The 15858-nt window shown below is 59.0% G+C and carries 16 protein-coding genes and 2 pseudogenes; 9 read left to right on the top strand and 9 right to left on the bottom strand.

Annotation, left to right across the window (positions count from 1 at the left end; all coding sequences use genetic code 11):
• Positions 1–44 precede the first annotated feature (44 nt).
• Positions 45–542 carry a hypothetical protein gene (locus FFI94_RS15720; RefSeq protein ID WP_138868681.1) on the bottom strand — a complete coding sequence of 166 codons (498 nt, stop codon included), beginning with the start codon at positions 540–542 and terminating at the stop codon, positions 45–47.
• Positions 543–1491: 949 nt separating this feature from the next.
• Between FFI94_RS15720 and FFI94_RS15715 the strand changes: the two genes are divergently transcribed.
• The gene (locus FFI94_RS15715; protein WP_185993219.1) at positions 1492–2127 is read left to right on the top strand and encodes a hypothetical protein; all 636 of its coding nucleotides are present in this window, start codon (positions 1492–1494) and stop codon (positions 2125–2127) included.
• A 72-nt stretch (positions 2128–2199) separates the two neighbouring features.
• Here FFI94_RS15715 and FFI94_RS15710 read toward each other — a convergent pair.
• A pseudogene (locus tag FFI94_RS15710) lies at positions 2200–2469 on the bottom strand (alcohol dehydrogenase catalytic domain-containing protein); the annotation flags it as partial.
• A 282-nt stretch (positions 2470–2751) separates the two neighbouring features.
• On the opposite strand from FFI94_RS15710, the gene FFI94_RS33680 reads away from it, so the two are divergent.
• Positions 2752–2907: a DUF6131 family protein gene (locus tag FFI94_RS33680; protein ID WP_185993218.1), complete on the top strand. Its 156-nt coding sequence runs from the start codon at positions 2752–2754 to the stop codon at positions 2905–2907.
• 214 nt (positions 2908–3121) lie between these two features.
• Here FFI94_RS33680 and FFI94_RS15705 read toward each other — a convergent pair whose 3' ends face one another.
• On the bottom strand, positions 3122–3313 hold the full coding sequence (locus tag FFI94_RS15705; protein WP_138868680.1) for a hypothetical protein: 192 nt from the start codon (positions 3311–3313) through the stop codon (positions 3122–3124).
• 483 nt (positions 3314–3796) lie between these two features.
• Between FFI94_RS15705 and FFI94_RS15695 the strand changes: the two genes are divergently transcribed.
• A complete protein-coding gene (locus FFI94_RS15695) occupies positions 3797–4015 on the top strand; it encodes a hypothetical protein (protein WP_260684530.1) in 219 nt (72 codons plus the stop codon).
• A gap of 335 nt (positions 4016–4350) precedes the next feature.
• Here the strand turns inward: FFI94_RS15695 and FFI94_RS34210 are convergent.
• Positions 4351–4467: pseudogene (locus FFI94_RS34210) on the bottom strand (DNA starvation/stationary phase protection protein); the annotation flags it as partial.
• 698 nt (positions 4468–5165) lie between these two features.
• On the opposite strand from FFI94_RS34210, the gene FFI94_RS15680 reads away from it, so the two are divergent.
• Positions 5166–5504 (top strand): MerR family transcriptional regulator, encoded by a 339-nt coding sequence (locus tag FFI94_RS15680; RefSeq protein ID WP_397495446.1) that lies wholly within the window; start codon positions 5166–5168, stop codon positions 5502–5504.
• Between the two features lie 166 nt (positions 5505–5670).
• Here the strand turns inward: FFI94_RS15680 and FFI94_RS15675 are convergent, their stop codons facing one another.
• The 3 genes from FFI94_RS15675 to FFI94_RS15665 all read right to left on the bottom strand — a co-directional run bounded on the left by FFI94_RS15675 (position 5671) and on the right by FFI94_RS15665 (position 8354).
• A complete protein-coding gene (locus FFI94_RS15675; RefSeq protein ID WP_138868679.1) occupies positions 5671–7167 on the bottom strand; it encodes a trehalose-6-phosphate synthase in 1497 nt (498 codons plus the stop codon).
• A complete protein-coding gene (locus FFI94_RS15670) occupies positions 7164–7523 on the bottom strand; it encodes an STAS domain-containing protein (protein ID WP_185993217.1) in 360 nt (119 codons plus the stop codon). The genes FFI94_RS15675 and FFI94_RS15670 overlap by 4 nt, the downstream gene beginning before the upstream one ends.
• A 363-nt stretch (positions 7524–7886) precedes the next feature.
• Entirely contained in the window at positions 7887–8354 is a 468-nt protein-coding gene (locus FFI94_RS15665) for a polyketide cyclase (RefSeq protein WP_138868677.1), read from the bottom strand.
• A gap of 694 nt (positions 8355–9048) precedes the next feature.
• Here FFI94_RS15665 and FFI94_RS15660 point away from each other — a divergent pair.
• Positions 9049–9981, top strand: a complete 933-nt coding sequence (locus FFI94_RS15660) for a DoxX family protein (RefSeq protein WP_138868676.1) — start codon at positions 9049–9051, stop codon at positions 9979–9981.
• A gap of 295 nt (positions 9982–10276) precedes the next feature.
• On the opposite strand, the gene FFI94_RS15655 is transcribed toward FFI94_RS15660, so the two are convergent.
• Positions 10277–10849 (bottom strand): NUDIX domain-containing protein, encoded by a 573-nt coding sequence (locus FFI94_RS15655; protein ID WP_138868675.1) that lies wholly within the window; start codon positions 10847–10849, stop codon positions 10277–10279.
• A 57-nt stretch (positions 10850–10906) separates the two neighbouring features.
• On the opposite strand from FFI94_RS15655, the gene dop reads away from it, so the two are divergent.
• The 4 genes from dop (at position 10907) to prcA (ending at position 14405) form a co-directional block, all read left to right on the top strand.
• Positions 10907–12406, top strand: a complete 1500-nt coding sequence (gene dop, locus FFI94_RS15650; RefSeq protein ID WP_138868674.1) for a depupylase/deamidase Dop — start codon at positions 10907–10909, stop codon at positions 12404–12406.
• Between the two features lie 144 nt (positions 12407–12550).
• Complete coding sequence (locus FFI94_RS15645; protein WP_033231954.1) at positions 12551–12745, top strand: ubiquitin-like protein Pup; 195 nt, start codon at positions 12551–12553, stop codon at positions 12743–12745.
• Positions 12742–13620, top strand: coding sequence for a proteasome subunit beta (gene prcB / locus FFI94_RS15640; protein WP_138868673.1), 879 nt, complete (start codon positions 12742–12744; stop codon positions 13618–13620). The genes FFI94_RS15645 and prcB overlap by 4 nt, the downstream gene beginning before the upstream one ends.
• On the top strand, positions 13617–14405 hold the full coding sequence (gene prcA, locus FFI94_RS15635) for a proteasome subunit alpha (RefSeq protein ID WP_138868672.1): 789 nt from the start codon (positions 13617–13619) through the stop codon (positions 14403–14405). Before prcB ends, prcA begins: the two co-directional genes overlap by 4 nt.
• A gap of 13 nt (positions 14406–14418) precedes the next feature.
• On the opposite strand, the gene FFI94_RS15630 is transcribed toward prcA, so the two are convergent.
• A complete protein-coding gene (locus FFI94_RS15630; RefSeq protein ID WP_185993416.1) occupies positions 14419–15840 on the bottom strand; it encodes a bifunctional phosphatase PAP2/diacylglycerol kinase family protein in 1422 nt (473 codons plus the stop codon).
• Positions 15841–15858 lie beyond the last annotated feature (18 nt).

Genomic DNA, 15858 nt, shown 5'->3' with positions numbered 1-15858 from the left:
TCTCAACTCGTTCAGTGCCGGCAATGTCAGTGTTTCGTCGTCCCTCATTCAGATGGGTTGAAAGCTTCTGCCGCGGCGCGGTGGTGCAGAGCCGTCACCGTCTCGATCTGCTTCGAGACCAGAGCATTAAGTTCAAGATATTGTTTTTCGGTCTCGCCAGCGGGTATATCGCGAAGCACTTCCCACATTGCGCTCTTGCCGCACAATGCGATCCGCATGATTTCGAGGGCTGCCAGTCGCACGAGACGGCGTTGCCACAGCGCGTCGATGCGGACGAGTTTTCTCAGTCGGTTCAGTCCCGCGTCGATCTGCTGATAGCGCGGTAGTGAGATTTCCTGGGTGTCTTCGATCAAGTCCAGCAACTGCCCGATTTCGTATTCCAATTCGCTTGGTAGCGAGTCCAAACGGCCCTGGGCCCATGATCCGTATGAATCTGCGAGAGATCTGGCGAGTTGCAGGCCCAACATCGCGCCACCGAGGTGTACTACCAGGTACAGCGTTGCGGTGTGTTCCTCGGACGTTCGAGATCGATGGCCGATCATGTCACCCTCCTAAATGCGGCGCGATGGATCATGAAGTGGACGTTATCCTGGTGATTGGGCCGCGTTGCCATACACGCGATTGCAGTGCAACATCTCCCCGGACCTGGCGGTAACGGCAGGTGCGTCCATCAGCAACGGCATGAGGTGGTTTACCCCATTCTTGACATTTGGCCGCCCTGTTCCGAGCTGAACTTTCGTGCCGAGTGCGGTTCAAGCGGAGCGTGGTGGCGAGTCTATCCATACTGCTGCAAGAAATCGGTATCTGCAGGGCGAGAGATTCCGGGATATCCAGCGCAACGTCGAATGTGCCGCTGAGCCATGGACGTCTCGCGGCGGTAAGAAGTCGTCCGCTGCCCCGTCGACGGCAGAGTGGAAGAAGCGGACCACCCACGTCCTGCTGGAATCGTGTTCGTCTGCAAGTCGTGAGGAGTGCTGGCAACTACGTAGAAGTTGTCTTCGACATTCGCGCGGAAGTCATAGGCATCGGCAACATTGACCAATTCATGGGGCGATATGTGACTGCGGCCAAGCCGATCAACGCGATGTCGAGGTTGTCGCTCAGCGCTGGCCGTACGTTGAACGACAGTCTTCCTTCGCTGCTCGATGAAGAACTGAACCAGAGCCTAATTACGATGCGCGTTTGTCCCATTTTCGGCGGCATGCGGTGCCCGCGAAATTCGTTGAGGGTCGGAACTTGCCCCTAGGTCGATGCAGGCTTCTCTCGGCATGGTTACACAAGCGTAGATATCACTCCTCACGGCAGTGGAGCGTGGACACCCCGGTTTGCGTGCACCGGTTCGGGGTATGGCAATTGCAGTTGATCGCGTTCGGCTCGGTTTGGTGTGCTGACCGTCGATGCTGCATATCCGCAGTCGTGTCTCCAACCAGATTCCGGCGCGGGGGTATTCGCTTCGCGAACACCAGTACGTGAGTTGCAAGGAGTGCCATAATGTTTCGTCGGAATGCGCCTAGTCGCGATGAGCGAGATTCGACATCGGAGGATGCAGCCACGGCAACGAGCGATGTGCCGTCGGAACGCATCGCACCAGCCTATGCAGCGGTGCCTGGCCGTATGTGGGTTCCGCGTAGCCGCGGAGCAGTCGCCGGGATTGCACTTATTCTGCTAGGACTCTGGGGTGCGTTGATTCCATTTGTTGGTCCATACTTTTCGTTCTCCTTCGAGCCGGATGAAGCCTGGGTATGGACCTCCGCCAGGGGCTGGCTGGAAGTGCTACCTGGTGCCGTGACCTTCGCCGGCGGGGTTCTGCTTTTGCTGAGTGCCAATCGCGCTGTAGCCAGTCTTGGAGCGTGGCTCGGCGTTTTCGGTGGAGCGTGGTTCATCGTGGGACCGGTATTAGCGCCTGTGCTGAACATCGAAGACCCCGGCAACCCCACCGCGAGCCGACCAGTGATCGCCGCCTTACAGCAACTGGCTTTCTTCGAAGGACTCGGTGCACTGATCTTGTTCTTCGCCGCAGCAGCGCTCGGACGGCGCTCGTTGCGAAGCCACCGAGATGTACGGAGAGCACAGCGACCTGCCGCGGCCGATACGCCGCCGGTGCCGGGGTCGACAACATCATCGTGACGATCCCGTAGCCATACCGAGGCGCATGTCGGCACGTTGTGAAGAACTGAGAAAAATACGCAGATACAGCTCGCACGAAATCTGGAAGGGGATGACGACACGGTCACCGACTTCGAGATCAGTGATGTCGGAACCGATTTCTTCGACGATCCCAATGGGTTCGTGACCGAGGATGTCCCCCGAGTTCATGAACGCTCCCAAGGTCTCGTACAGATGTAGGTCGGATCCACAGATGTTGGTGGTGGTGACTTTGATGATTGCGTCGGTGGGTTCGACGATGGTGGGGTCGGGAACTGTTTCGACGCTGACCTTCGGCTTGCCTTGCCATGTCACTGCGCGCACGTTGATCGACCTCTTCTCGCAGAAATACTGTTCCAGTTCGCCTGCCCGAAACTACTGAAATGCAAACACAATCGGCAGACTGCGGTGTCGGGTCACATATTCTCGCGCCTCTATGGCTATCCAATTGGGTGCGGACTATCCCCTTGCGAAGGACGACGACAGGGGAAGGGTTCCTCTGCTGCTACCTAATTGATCTGGCTGTGTGATCAGCGTTTGCGGCGCCTATCTGAGGGTATGCCGAACACGCTGGGTATTGTGACGCCCTTGCAATAGGAGCTAGTCATGATCATTCTCGGAATCATCTTGCTGATCGTTGGGTTCGTGTTCGGAATTCCGATCCTGTGGACAATCGGGATCGTGGTACTGGTGATCGGACTGATTTTGTTGTTGCTCGGGTCGACGGGACGCGCGGTGGGTGGTCGGCGACACTACTATTGACGCCGCGACGGTTCGGAAGACCCGGCGGCGCGAGGCACTCGTAATGCGATGACTCGGGCGACTCAGGGGGGTGGAGTCGCTGCATTTCGGACGGAACACTATCGAGAAGGCGTCTGTGTACCGGGCGATCACGGTGCTGGATTGGGTATGAGTGCGTCGCACCGTAGAGCAGTTACGCCGTTTGCGATCCTGCTGTGGTCGAGGCGACGCTGCCTCACTGTCTTCGATATCCGCCCTCCGGGAGGTGAGTCGCGAGGAGTTCGCCGTCGTTCGTATAGCGTTCGACTGTGATCCCTTGGCTGGCACCGAGGTTCGCTTGGATTGCGGCGCTGATGGCTTCGTTGTCCGATTCGAATAATTCATCGGTCGTGGAGCCATCCGGCATGGTTATTCTGTAACGATCCATCTCACTACCTTTCACGTGCTGGGGAAAGGAAACAACCCCGTACAGGTCGTTTCTCCCTGCGGGCAATGCTGTGAGTGACGCCGGACCTGCTGATCATTGTGAAATCGGCGCAGTCGGTATCTCGCTGGTGTGCCATTCGTACACGGATGTCTGTCAGGTCGCGCTTCGGGCAGTGCCTTGGGTGTACGAATTGCAACATACGTGTCCGTACTGACACTGGAGAAATCACAGGCCAGAGGACAAGAGCGGTCCCAGCGAAGGCGTCAAGGGTAAATCTAAGGAAGCGGTTGGTGCTGTTACCGGCACGACAGCTTGTCTCGGGAAGCAGGACAAGGCCGAGAGCCAACGGGAAGTCGCAGAGAAAAAGCAGCGGCCGAGAAAGCTCGCGCGAAAGCGTCCACGGACGAAGCGCGACAACCGTCCGAGCAATAGCCGAGGGCGCTCGGTGGCTCGATCTCGCTTGTAATCAAGAGGAGTTGTTCCATGCCGTCACCGCAAACCGTCCCCGGTTCGCCGTCCTCGCAGGCGCCTGACCTGCACGAGCCTGTCACGCCGCGCCAACCGCTGCCTCCGAAAGACGACCAGAGACAGCCCGAGACGCGCACTGTAGTGGGCGCCGAGGAGAAGGTGGAGGGCAACGGCCGCGGGCAGCGGGGTGAATATCTCACTACTGCAACGGGACTTCTTTGCTTGACCTATTGAGGTCCTACGGATCGGGTACTTTTCGTCATCCCCGATGCGCTTCCAGAGTTGTTGAAAAACGCCCCAGCAGCGATTCCACCAATAACACACGTTGCAGGGGAAAGCGGCTTGTACATTGCTTTGGGCACTGCGCTCATTGATTTTCCTTCGTTGATGTCGTTCGGTCAGAGGGAAATGATCGCCGTGGCGCCGAGCAACGTTCCGACCATGTTCGAACGCAGCAAAAATCGTTGCCGCAGTGGAATGACCCGATATTCACGTTGCGTGATGGTTTCGGAGTTTCTCCCTACCCATCGCCGGTAGCTATCAGGCCCAGCCTTGTATAAACGGTCGGCTCAGTCTTGGCGAGCCTTGTCAGTTGCGCCGAGTTCCGTCGAACTTCTCTCGTGCACAAGGCTTCCGCCTGTGCTTTCGAGATGAGCTCGTACGAGCCGTTGAAACTTCTCGAGCTGGACACTAGGTCGTATTGCCGCGTTGATCGATAACGGTATCGACTTGGTGGGCATTCGACGGATAATTTCGGTCAAGGCCGAGAACATAATTCTTGCGGTGCGGTTAGCCCGATTGACCCGAGAGATCGACGGTCAGGTCGGATCTCCGAGTACGTCATATCAGTTTCTACGAGCGGCGTGGACTGTTGACGTATTCCCTGATGATTTCGTCAGCTCGGTCGGTGATTGCGGTTTGCGGGGATCGTCCGGGTCTGCATCGGCGGGAACAGTGTTTTCGCTCATTGCAGATTGGCTCCTCTCGCGCATAAGCCAGAAGTTTCGGGTTAGCCGTGAAGTTCGCCGTCAGAAGCGAGGGCATCGAGATGGCTTCCGTCTGGGGCGGCGAGAATCGGGGCCGCAGTGAACGACACAGATAGGGCCTGGCCTCTATTGGCGCCGGCTAGCGGAATCAGCTCATGCACAGCTTCGACAACACTGTAAATCTATACCAGTGGATGCAGATAATCGGCATAATTTTGTCGGCAAACACATGCCTTAGGTGGTCTAACGTCTGGAGGCTATGCCGCAATCTCCGAAGATGGGCCCACATGCTGGGGAGATGCCGCACGTGAATTTACTTGCGACCTTTGAAATCTGTAGATTTCACTTCAGATTGCCTTTCTTGAGCGGCCTGCAAATTCCTTGCCGTGCGTGTTAGCATGGTCAGATTGTCGGTCCCTGGGGGTATTGTGTCGGAGTCTCAACAGCGCGCGCAGCGTGGCGTGTACGGGATTTCGGTGATGTCGGAATTGTCCGGGGTTGGCCTGCAAACGTTGCGGCTCTACGAGCGGCGTGGACTGCTTACGCCTTCGCGCACCGAGGGTGGGACCCGCCGGTACAGCGAATCGGACCTGGCAACCCTGGGTCGTATCACCGCGTTGATCGACGACGGTGTCAACCTCGTCGGAATTCGATCGATTCTATCGTTGGAAGCGGAGAATTCGATTCTGGCGGCGCGGATCGCTCACTTGACCGACACCGCTGACGGCCGGGCATAAGTCAGTCAGTTGCACAATGCCATAAGCTAATTGGGCGGTACGTCCCATCTCGCGATGGATTTTCCTGTTGCGTGGGTGCCCGTGAGGGCGGGATCGCGTTGACGAGCCATGAGTGCGGGCCACGGCGTGCAGGTCGAACGCCGACTTGTTCGGGGTGTATTCGGCCCTAAGTGGTGAGCATGAGGTCGGGTTCGTCATCGGCAGGATCGCAGTCTGTGCTACTGCCCGCGGAGCCCGAAAGTGTGTCGAGAAACGAGTGTGCCCACTTGTGGACGTCGTGAGACATGACTTGGCGGTGCAAGGCGGACATGCGATTCCGTCCTGATTCAGGATCTTGGTGAAGCACTGTCATGATCATATTCTTCACGCCGTCGAGATCATGAGGATTCACCAAGTATGACTGTCGCAATTCCATTGCCGCGCCGGTAAATTCACTAAGAACTAGTGCACCTCCGAGATCGCCGCGGCAGGCTACGTACTCTTTTGCCACTAAGTTCATTCCGTCTCGTTTCGGCGTGACAAGCATGACATCGGCTGCCACGAACAGCGCGATCAGCTCATCTCGGGAGACGGGTTGATAGAGGTTGTGCACGATCGGATGGCCGATCTGTGCGTGGTCGCCGTTGATGTGCCCTACGTGTTCCTCGATGACGCTGCGAAGATCGATGTAGTGCTGCACGCGTTCTCGACTGGGGGTGGCCAGTTGCACCATGACCGTGCGCTCGGCGTCGAGACGTCCCTCGTCGAGGAGTTCTTTAATGGCTTCGAGTCGAAGGTCGATGCCTTTGGTGTAGTCCAGTCTGTCGACACCAAGAAGGATTTTGTCGGGGTTTCCCAGTTCTCGTCGAAGCTCGTGGGCGCGAGCAACTATCGTATCTTTCTTGGCTGCGGCTTCGAGTTCATGTGAATCGACGGAGATGGGGAAAGCCCCGATCTTGACGATTCGATCGTCGACATTCACTTGTCCCAGAGCGCTTCCCACTCCGGATCCTGTTGTGGTGGTATCGAACTCGAGAAGTCGGTGTGCGAGGTAGAGGAAGTTGTTGGCGCCGCCGGGCAGATGGAATCCGATGAGGTCGGCACCAAGCATGCCTTCGATGATTTCTCGTCGCCACGGCAGCTGCATGAACAGTTCGATCGGAGGAAAAGGGATATGCAGGAAGAATCCGATCTTGAGATCAGGGCGCAATTCGCGCAACATTTTCGGTACGAGTTGCAGTTGGTAATCCTGTATCCACACGGTCGCTCCGGGGGCGGCGCATCCTGCAGCTTCCTCGGCAAACCTGCGATTGACTGCAGAGTAGGTACCCCACCAGGTTCGATTGTAGGTAGGCGGTACCAGCACGTCGTGATAGAGAGGCCAGAGGGTGTCATTGGAGAAACCTTCGTAGTATTCCTCGACGTCCTGCGACGACAACGTGACTGGGTGTAGCACCAAGTCGTCTTCGGTGAACTGATCGACATGTTCGTCCGGCATTCCCGGCCAACCGACCCACGCGCCGCTTTTAGCTCGCAATATCGGTTCCAAAGCGGTCACCAATCCACCAGGACTTCGTTTCCATGACGTGGTGCCGTCGGGATGGCGTTCCAAATCTACCGGGAGACGATTGGCGACCACGACGAAGTCCGCGCGGCCTTCGGCATCTTCACGAGTGTTTTTCATGCGGACGGTTTTTCCGTTGAGAATGCGGATACGTAGGCAGCCGCCTCCGATGGTGAGCCGAAGACAGCGACCTTGGTATCGAATTCGAGCGGCTCGAGTAACCGCAGGGTCCCACCCGAGGCTGCTAGCGCCCAGGTGATGCTGAGTCTGTTTGCGCGCGAGGCCAGTGTGCTCAGGATGGACAGTTCAGCAGTGCTGCAAAAGTGGGAGTTTGTGCAATCGATGAGAAACGGACGTCCCTCGTCGATGATGTCTTGCAGGTGAGCGGCTAGAGAACCCAGGGATGTTGCATCGATTTCGCCGTAGACCGAGAGGGCTGTGACCCCATTGATCTCGGACACAGAAGTGAACAACACGTCTGAAGGAGACGGCGAAGGGAATGTCGTGTCGTGCCAACCTTCAGATGCACCGGTAAGGCTCGTCAGTTCAGGGCGATTCATAGCGTGAACTCGATCGTTCGAGGCTAGGATTTCGGTGTTGTGGTCGCAGTTGTCCGCGGACGGGATGCCTGTCGTAGTCATGGGGCTCCTGAGGTGAAGGTGTGTCGACGCATGCACGTGTATGTATGTCGGCCAAGCATCGATGCCTGCGCGATGTGGAGAGTCTCGACTAGTTCTCGGTGAGCGTGAATTTGCCGAGACTCACCACATGCCGAGTCGATCAGCGGCTCGCAGCAGGCATCGCTCTCGTGGAGAACGGTTCTTTTGAGTCTTCTCTTATCAGTCTTCGACAGGAACGCCGAGATGGTCGGCTAGACGGCTCATCGTCGCGGCAATCTGTTGCTCCGTGACCCGCGGGAATCCAGCCGCCTGACGAAACTCCGGGTCGTTGACACCGGACCAGTCGTATACCTGTGTGAGCCCGGTGCTGCCGTCCGATACGGCGTCGAGCCGCCACGACCAGCGCGTACCTCGAGGCTCCATGCCCTGACGATTCGGAATCCAACCGATCTCTTCGTTGAGCCGGTACACGAATACCGTGTTCTCCATGACGTACTCACCGAGTGCCGGCTGATACATCTGCATCGTGAACGTCTCGCCGACACCATTCAACGGCTTCGGATCGATGGCTCCTCTGAGCATGTCGGACCCATCAATCGTTGCGTGCACCTCGGGGTTCGCGAGTGCGGTGAATATCGACACCGTGGGGGCGCCGATGACGCGCCGGACGACGAGTTCGTCGTACATATTGGACTCACTTTCGCTGCGATATAAGGGTTTTCGTGATCCGTCGGAACCGTGATGCGTGAGTCGCAATCCAGGATCTTCTATGTGCGCTTGGGCGGACAAGCGCACAATGCTCGGCCTTCTGGTGGAAGGTTGCGAGGTGTACGCCGTGAGTGAAGCGTCTGCCGGTTCTTTGCTGTTGTGCCTCCTTCTCCCCGGTGCTCGCACGCGCCGTTCTGTCCATGTGCACTTCAGCCACTAAAATCTATACCAGTGCGCATAGATAATTGGCAATGTCGTGAACGCATGAATATGGCCTACCCGGCCTCCGTGCGCCGAACTCGGCGAATAATGCCGACTGGAACGCTCGTCGACGATTCGATACCCTCACTCGGGTGCATAAAATCTGTATCGAGTCTGTTAGATTTACTGTTGCGACTATCCGAGTCGAGACGGGAGCGGGATCGGCTCATGATCAGCGGGTGATAGATGACAGGACTGCCGGTGGCGCGTAATTCGTGCTCTGGAGTCCGAACGCTTGGTTCTCGCCACGTGGCTGTTCAGTTAAGTGAACCCGCGACGGATCGGTCTGAATCCGAAACGCCGAGATGTTGAATTCGTGATCGACGACCAGAGCCTGGCGAGCATGTAGTCGAATCGGTTCTTACGGTGATCGCTATGGTGAATTACGAACCTACACTGGGAGGCTTCAAACATGTTGGTACGCAGAATCGCTCGTCCTCTACTTTCCACGTTTTTCATCGCAGGAGGAATCGACGCGCTGCGTGATCCCGCCCAGCGAGCAGTTCGAGCGGCGCCATTGATCGACAAATTCGTCGGGACATTGCCCGAAGGGATCAAGCAGAAGGTTCCGACTGATCCGCAAGCTCTCGTCAAGTTCAACGCCGTTATCCAGGTTGGGGGCGGTGTGTTGCTGGCCAGCGGCAAAACACCTCGGCTCGCATCGTTAGCCCTTGCCGGCAGCCTGGTGCCCACCACGCTCATCGGTCACGATTTCTGGAACGAGACCGATCCCTCCATGCGGGCAATGCAGCGTACTCAGTTCCTCAAGAATGTCAGCTTGCTCGGCGGGCTGATAATCGCATCGGTCGACACCGAAGGAAAGCCCTCTCTCGGGTGGCGGGGACGTCGCGCCGCGAAAAAGGTGCGGGCATCGGTTTCCGCTGCACTTCCCTTAGCCGCCGCGCAAACCCATCACACTGGTTCTCGTATCGAACATGCACTTGCAGGCGCATCGGAGCGCGGTTCTGAACTCGGTGACACTGCCAAATCGCACGGGGTGGATTTGATCGAACTGGCCAAGGAGCGGGGTTCGGGAATTGCCGAGATCGCAGGCAAGCGAGCAGTGGAACTTGGCGAAGCGACAAGGGAGCGAGTGCCTGACTTCGTTGAGGTCGCACAGAAACGTGGTTCCGAGCTGGTGGAAACGGCGCGCGAGCATCGGGCCGAACTCGCAAATTTGACGCGCAAACACAGTGCTGAAATCGCAGAACTCGCCCGTGAGAAGAGCAACGACTGGGCTGAGACGGTATCTGAGCAAACTGAGGTTCAGGGAAAACGCGCCCGTAAACGCGCCGAGGCTGCACTCCAAAAGGTTCGAGTAAAGAAGGACGAATTGGCAGACTGAACACGTCGAAAAGATGGTCAGGCCACCTTCGGGTGGCCTGATCCATACTCAGGGTGCGCCTTCGCTCGCTTTCGCCGGTTGTCGGTGAGATCACTGTGTAGCTGTCGTGGACTGAATCGTTCAGTGTTGGCCTTACTGAGCACAGTGTGCCCACACGAAGGTCACGGTGCTCGCCACGGGGACGAGGTGTGGAACAGCGGTTGCTCCCATTCCTGGTTCTGCTTCTCCCATTGACGGGCGGGACTGTTTGGTTTGTTGATGTCCACGGTAATGAGAGGCCCGAAACTGATCCCGATCATTCGCCGCTGAGTTGGCTCCAACGGTAGTCGGCCAGCAACACTCGGGTATCGGGGACGAACGGCCACGTGGGGTCCTTCAGGTGCGCGTCCAGCTCAGCCTGGGTCCACCACCATCCGTCGGAGATCTCGCTCGGCTGATGCATGACGGGACCGTCGTAGCGGAGTTCGAAGGCAAACAAGTGGCATCGCAACGCGTGTCCGCCCCATTCTCCGTCCCACGAGGTTCTGGCGATTTCCGTCAGCACTAACGGAGCATCCTCGGTACCGAAGATTCCGAGTTCTTCACCGACTTCACGAATTGCCGTGTCGAGGGGCGATTCACCGGGGTTGACGACACCACCGGCGATGCAATCGTGGTGGCCGCCGAAGACGGCTTTGCTCGTAGTTCGGCGATGAACATAGACGCGCTGCCCGTCCGTTGAGCGCACGAGAACGCCTGAACTGGCGTGCCAGAGACCGTCCCGATAGACGAGGCTACGAGGCGCCTGGCCGATCGGATTACCGAACTGGTCGTATACGGCAACAACCTCATCTGATCGTTTTGTGTCGGTGTCAGGTGGATGCTGCATTCCTCCTACTGTGCCACCACTGCAGGTACCGACGCTCGATCGCATAGTCTCGAACCTATGCAGCGGATTATCGGTGTCGAGGTCGAGTACGGAATATCTTCACCCAGTGAGCCTTCGGCAAATCCGATACTCACATCTACCCAGGCGGTGCTGGCGTACGCCGCCGCTGCGGGTGTGCCCCGGGCAAGGCGCACACGCTGGGACTATGAGGTGGAATCGCCCCTGCGTGATGCGCGAGGTTTCGACCTCGGGCGTCTGAGCGGGCCGGCTCCGGTGATCGACGCCGACGAGATCGGCGCGGCAAACATGATTCTCACCAATGGCGCCCGTTTGTACGTCGATCACGCACATCCCGAGTATTCGGCACCTGAAGTAGCCGATCCGCTCGACGCCGTGATCTGGGACAAGGCCGGCGAACGGGTCATGGAAGCAGCCGCTCGCCACGCCTCGAGTGTTCCCGGCGCGCCGCGCCTGCAGCTGTACAAGAACAACGTCGACGGCAAGGGTGCGTCCTACGGCACTCACGAGAATTACCTGTGCTCCCGTGCAACCCCGTTCACCGACATCGTTGCGGGCTTGACGCCCTTCTTTGCATCGCGCCAGGTCATTTGCGGTTCCGGTCGCGTCGGCATCGGCCAGTCCGGGGACGAAGCCGGTTTCCAGCTGTCGCAGCGAGCCGATTACATCGAGGTCGAGGTCGGTCTGGAGACGACTCTCAAACGCGGAATCATCAACACTCGCGACGAACCGCACGCCGACGCCGACAAGTATCGCCGCCTGCACGTCATCATCGGTGACGCGAACCTTGCCGAGATGTCCACGTACCTCAAGGTGGGGACCACGGCGCTGGTTCTCGATCTGATCGAAGCGGGCGTCGACCTGACGGATCTGCAGTTGGCTCGCCCCGTCACAGCGGTTCACCACATCAGCCACGATCCGACCCTGCGCAAGACCGTCGCATTGTCCGACGGTCGCGAATTGACCGGGCTTGCGCTGCAACGTATTTACCTCGAGCGCGTCGCGAAGTTCCTCGACCGGGAAACCGATCGGGATCCGCGTGCCGACGACATCGTGTCCAAGTGGGCCATGGTTCTCGATCTTCTCGAACGCGATCCGATGGACTGTGCACATATCCTCGACTGGCCGGCAAAGCTGCGCCTGCTCGAAGGTTTCCGCAACCGTGAAGGACTTGCGTGGTCGGCCCCGCGTCTGCATTTGGTGGATCTGCAGTATTCCGACGTCCGTTTGGACAAGGGTCTGTACAACCGGCTGGTTGCCCGCGGATCGATGGAACGACTGGTCACCGAGCAGCAGGTGCTCGACGCAGTGTCCAATCCGCCGACCGATACGCGTGCGTATTTCCGCGGTGAATGCTTACGCCGATTCGGTGGTGATATCGCCGCTGCCAGCTGGGACTCGGTGATCTTCGATCTCGGTGGTGAATCGTTGATCCGGATACCGACACTGGAACCGCTGCGCGGCAGTAAGGCTCATGTTGGTGCTCTACTCGACTCGGTGGACAGCGCTGCAGAGTTGGTAGATCAGCTCACACATTGATTTCGGTGCCTAATCGCCGCCGAGTCTTCCGGCGCGTGACGGTGTCGCTCGGTAGGGTAAAGGTCCGAGCGGATCAGTAACCGAGACTGCTGGGCAGAACAGGATGCTCGTGAGAGCTCCCTTCACACAAGGAGGTCGACGGCGATGGCTCAAGAACAGACGCAGCGTGCCGGTGGCGGCGAAGACGACGACACCACTGGCGGCGACGGTAGTGCCGGCCAGGAACGTCGCGAGAAGCTCGCAGCGGAAACCGACGACCTACTAGACGAAATTGACGACGTGTTGGAAGAGAACGCCGAGGACTTCGTCCGCGCATACGTGCAGAAGGGCGGCCAGTGACGGTGGATCGCGCGCCCCGGATAACCGACGGGGACACACGGTTGAGCTTCGGCTCCAATCTGTCGTCATTCTCGGAATATCTTCGAGTGCATGCACCGGAGCATCTTCCGCAGAACCGATTCGCCGACACGGGAGGTGTAACCATGGGCGGGGGTGATGTTGCTCCGCACGGGACCACTATCGTCGCGATCAGTTACGCCGGTGGCGTATTGCTTGCCGGTGATCGCCGAGCGACCATGGGCAACCTCATCGCCAGCCGAGACGTGCAGAAGGTGTACGTCACCGATGACTACTCGGCTGCGGGTATTGCCGGGACGGCCGGCATTGCGATCGAACTGGTGCGGCTGTTCGCGGTCGAACTCGAGCATTACGAGAAAATCGAAGGTGTGTCACTGACGTTCGACGGCAAGGCAAATCGCCTGTCGTCGATGGTTCGCGGCAACCTCGGTGCTGCAATGCAGGGACTCGCCGTGGTCCCGCTTCTGGTCGGTTACGACCTGGACGCGGCAGACCCCACGACGGCAGGCCGAATCGTGTCCTACGACGTCGTAGGTGGGCGGTACGAGGAACGTGCCGGCTACCACGCTGTCGGGTCGGGTTCACTGTTCGCGAAGTCGGCTCTCAAGAAGTTGTATTCACCGGGCATCGACGAGGCCACTGCGCTGCGGTTGGCGGTAGAGGCTCTATACGACGCCGCCGACGACGATTCCGCGACGGGTGGGCCAGATATCACTCGCGGTATTTATCCGACCGCAGTCACGATCACAGCGGCAGGAGCCGTGGAACTGTCCACGGAGCAGGCAGCCGAGATCGCCAGGGACATTGTTGCGGCGCGTACGGCGCTCGGTAATCCGGAAGGGGGTTCTGCGCTATGACGATGCCGTATTACGCATCAGCCGAACAGATCATGCGCGATCGTTCGGAACTGGCGCGCAAAGGAATTGCCCGTGGACGAAGCGTCGTCGTACTGACGTATCGCGACGGCGTGGTGTTTGTCGCGGAGAATCCGTCGAGGGCATTGCACAAGGTCAGTGAGTTGTACGACCGTCTCGGGTTCGCGGCCGTCGGCAAGTACAACGAATTCGAGAATCTGCGTCGTGCGGGCATTGTCCACGCGGACATGCGCGGGTACTCGTACGACCGTCGCGACGTCACCGGTCGTTCGCTCGCCAACGCGTACGCCCAGACTTTGGGCACAATTTTCACCGAGCAACCCAAACCGTACGAGGTCGAGATCTGTGTCGCAGAAATCGGCCGCTTCGGTAGTAGCACGCCGGCTCAGCTGTATCGGATCACGTACGACGGTTCGATTGCCGACGAGCAGGAGTTTGTGGTCATGGGTGGCACCACCGAGCCCATCGTGACCGCTATGCGCGAGTCGTATCAGCGCGACCTAGATCTGGAGTCCGCTGTACGTATCGCAGTCGGCGCGCTGCAGAAGGGTGGGCCGGCACCTGCCGGGACCACTGAGGCCGAGCCTCGTGTATTGACTGTCGAGGCACTCGAAGTTGCCGTTCTCGACAACAACCGTCCGCGTCGTGCGTTCAAGCGGATCTCGGGAACAGCCCTCGAAGCCATGCTGCCGCCGGCGGCGGAGCCACAGGGCAAGGCTGACAAGCCCGAGGATGCGCCGCCGACAAGCGGCGACGCATCCCAGTAGCAGCAGCTCTTTGTCAGTTTTTCGTAATTCGGTAGACGGCAACCGCGGCCGGTTCGGTTTCGAAATCGAACCGGCGCGCGTCGGCTACAACTTCTCCGTCGGTGGCAATCGCGACCGACTCTTCGTTCACCTGAACGGTCAGCGCCGGGACAAGCTCCCGCACGTACACCGGTGAGCTCCCCAATGTTCCTGTCGCAGCGGCAAATAGGAGCCGGATGCGGGAAAATTTCCGGTCTGCTCGCAGATACCGGACGTCGAGAAGTCCGCGGTTGAGTTCGGGCCGCGACATCGGAACCTGATCGCCGGGGGAGTAGCGCCCGTTCCCGACGAAGAGCATCCAGATGTTGTTGTCGGTTCCATCGATGGTGACTCTCATCGGTTCCGCGGCGGCAAGCACTCGGATCATCGCCGCGCCGGCAGCAGGCCATTTTCCGAACCGCGGCTCCCACTTTTCGCGTAGCCGCACTGCATCCGGATAGCCGCCCAGACTGGCCGTGTTGAGAAACCGAGCGGTGACTCCGGTATCGGTTGTCACCACGGCATGATCGACAAACGCTGCCTGTCCGGACTCGACCGCCGTCACAGTTTCCTCGACGTTCGCGACACCGACGTCGCGCGCAAAGTGATTGAGGGTTCCACCTGGGAACACTGCGAGCGGGAGATCGTGTCGTGTTGCCGCGTCCGCGACGGTGACGACGGTACCGTCGCCGCCGCAAACGCCCACCGCTTGTGGCTTCGACTCACCAATCTTTGCTTCGATCTGCTTGTCGAAATCAATGTCCGGATCGAATTCGACGATGACCGCAGCCGGCAGGGATTTGCGGATCGCATCGACAATTCCGTCGTCCTCACTGCCGGACCCAGGATTGGTGAAGACAACCAGTCCCTCGCCGCCAGGCAGGGCAGGTACTACGCACTCAGGACCAAGATCGGCGGGTTCCTCGTCACGTACTGCCCACCACTTGCGGGTGCCCGCCGCTACAGCACCTCCGACGGCTATTCCGGCAAACACGTCAGAGGGCCAGTGCACTCCGTTGTGTACGCGTGAATAGGCAACGGCCGCTGCCAGCGGAGCGAGTACTGCGCCGGCTACCGGAGATTCCATTGCCACTGCAGTAGTGAATGCTGCTGCGGAGGCGCTGTGACCGGACGGGAACGACGAGGACGTGGGGAATTCGACTCCGCGTTTCGGGTTGAGCCACGCGCGCACGGGTGGGCGTCGACGGGGAAAGAGGGGTTTCAACACACCGTTGGCCAACGCGCTCGATCCCGCCAAAGCGAGCATTCCGCGGGCCGCCGCGCGGCGCGGTTTCCCTCCGATCAAGGCGAGGACACCGGCGATGACCATCCACAAGACCCCGTGGTCAGCTGCCCGCGAGAGTCGCCGCATTACTGAATCGAGCGTGGAAGGCTTCAGTGCGCCAGTGCTTTCCATCCATTTGACATCGGTCCG

The sequence above is a fragment of the Rhodococcus sp. KBS0724 genome (genome assembly GCF_005938745.2).
Taxonomy (GTDB): Bacteria; Actinomycetota; Actinomycetes; order Mycobacteriales; family Mycobacteriaceae; genus Rhodococcus_F.
The sequence above is the reverse complement of the archived record's forward strand: the minus strand, read 5'-3'. Positions and strand labels throughout refer to the sequence as shown.